The following is a 1568-nucleotide window of genomic DNA, read 5'->3' on the forward strand; positions in this document are numbered from 1 at the left end:
CTGTACAAGACTTGAAAAATCAATACATGGAAAACTAAGTGAGTATACGGTGCATGTGATCTTCTTCCCTCTTTCGTTTCATAAGAAAGCACCTGCAATGGTCGATTGGATCATGCAAGGAAAAGATAATGCTGCCAAAAAAGAACGTTTTGATCAGGTCATGTTGAAAGGATCTATAGCATACAGTTCACTCATCAAAGATGAGAAGAAACCATATGTCTACACAGAAGCAGTAAGACCGGCAATGAAAAAAATGCAAGATGCAGTATTGGAACTCAATGTCAGAGGTACACCTGCTATCTATGACAAGAACTTGAATCCTCTGTCACAAGATCAACTTTTCAAGGGTCAGAAATAAGAATGAATTTAGATCAAAAGGTTACCTTTGCTGAGACGGTTTTCGCTCAGGAAGTAGATGGAGAGATGGTACTTCTAGATATGGAGAGCGAGAACTACTTTGGGCTTGATGAAGTAGGTACAGCAATTTGGCAGGCGATGCAGGAGGAGGCAACACTGCAAGAGGTTCTTGAAGTGTTGCTAGATCAGTATGATGTGGAGGCTGAAGTGTTGGAGAGAGATCTTTCAGACTTTGTGGGAAAGTTGCTTGAGAGTGGTTTAGTAGAGGTAAAAGAGCGTTGAATTTATCACAATATTTAGATAAAGAGGGCATACATTTAGAGGCTGAGATTATCGTAAAGTTGGAAAACTTTGCTTCACTTTTAAATGAGTGGAACCAGATACATAATCTTACAGGTGCGAAGAGCATAGATGCGATCTATGTGAATATCGTGGATTCACTTTACCCTTTGACCTTTATCAAAAAACCAAACACACTTTTAGATGTAGGAACAGGAGCAGGATTCCCTGGGCTTGTACTTGCGATAGCACTGCCTGGTACCAAAGTAGTCCTGGCAGAACCACTCAAAAAACGTGTCTCTTTTTTAAAATATGCATCTATAGACTTGGAGCTTTCCAATGTCAGTGTAGAGGCTAAAAGAGTGGAGAGTGTAGAGCATGAGGCATTTGATCTTATTAGCTCACGTGCAGTCACAAATACGAAACTGCTTTTAGATCTGACCTCTAAGATCAGTGATGCAAAGACGGAATATCTTTTTTATAAAGGGTCTCGTGTATTTGATGAGATAGAAGATGTACAACATCAGTTAAGTTATGATATAGTACAAAAAAATCAAAGAAATTATCTCTATATAAAGAAGAATGAAGCATGATATTAAAACTAATTATTTTTGCTATTGCTGGTATACTTATCTATAAGTTTTTGGGAGGAAAATTTCCAAAACTTGGTAAAAGCCCGCATGAAAAAAAGCTGGATGAAGACACACTTGTAGAGTGCACAACATGTCATACCTATGTGACTGTAAAAGAGAGTATAATTGTAGGTGGTAAGTACTACTGTTCTAGAGAATGTACACCATAAACTAAAAAGGAGTAATTATGATCATTATCGGACACCCATGGATAAAAAGTAATCGTTTTTTTAAAGTTTTTTCTATCAAAGGAATTGAGAAGAGTCAGGCAGATGATATCGTTTTGCTTGGCCCTTTAGT

Annotated in this window: 4 protein-coding genes; all 4 read left to right on the forward strand. The window is 37.7% G+C overall.

All coding sequences use genetic code 11. The annotated features are described in order from the left end of the window. Positions 1–358 (forward strand): hypothetical protein (locus WBM70_RS02520; protein ID WP_424556943.1); only part of this gene is annotated, 358 nt, incomplete at its 5' end. A 2-nt stretch (positions 359–360) separates the two neighbouring features. Further along, complete coding sequence (locus tag WBM70_RS02525; RefSeq protein WP_424556944.1) at positions 361–639, forward strand: PqqD family protein; 279 nt, start codon at positions 361–363, stop codon at positions 637–639. After that, positions 636–1229 (forward strand): 16S rRNA (guanine(527)-N(7))-methyltransferase RsmG, encoded by a 594-nt coding sequence (rsmG, locus tag WBM70_RS02530; RefSeq protein ID WP_424556945.1) that lies wholly within the window; start codon positions 636–638, stop codon positions 1227–1229. The genes WBM70_RS02525 and rsmG overlap by 4 nt, the downstream gene beginning before the upstream one ends. After that, complete coding sequence (locus tag WBM70_RS02535; RefSeq protein WP_424556946.1) at positions 1226–1438, forward strand: PP0621 family protein; 213 nt, start codon at positions 1226–1228, stop codon at positions 1436–1438. The genes rsmG and WBM70_RS02535 overlap by 4 nt, the downstream gene beginning before the upstream one ends. Positions 1439–1568: the final 130 nt, after the last annotated feature.

Origin of the sequence: Sulfurovum sp. (assembly GCF_049668085.1) — a bacterium.
GTDB lineage: Bacteria > Campylobacterota > Campylobacteria > Campylobacterales > Sulfurovaceae > Sulfurovum.

Excerpts from the sequence above, each read along its gene's own strand:
- WBM70_RS02535 (WP_424556946.1), top strand. The coding sequence starts at position 1,226 with ATGATATTAAAACTAATTATTTTTGCTATTGCTGGTATACTTATCTAT.
- WBM70_RS02525 (WP_424556944.1), top strand. The coding sequence starts at position 361 with ATGAATTTAGATCAAAAGGTTACCTTTGCTGAGACGGTTTTCGCTCAG.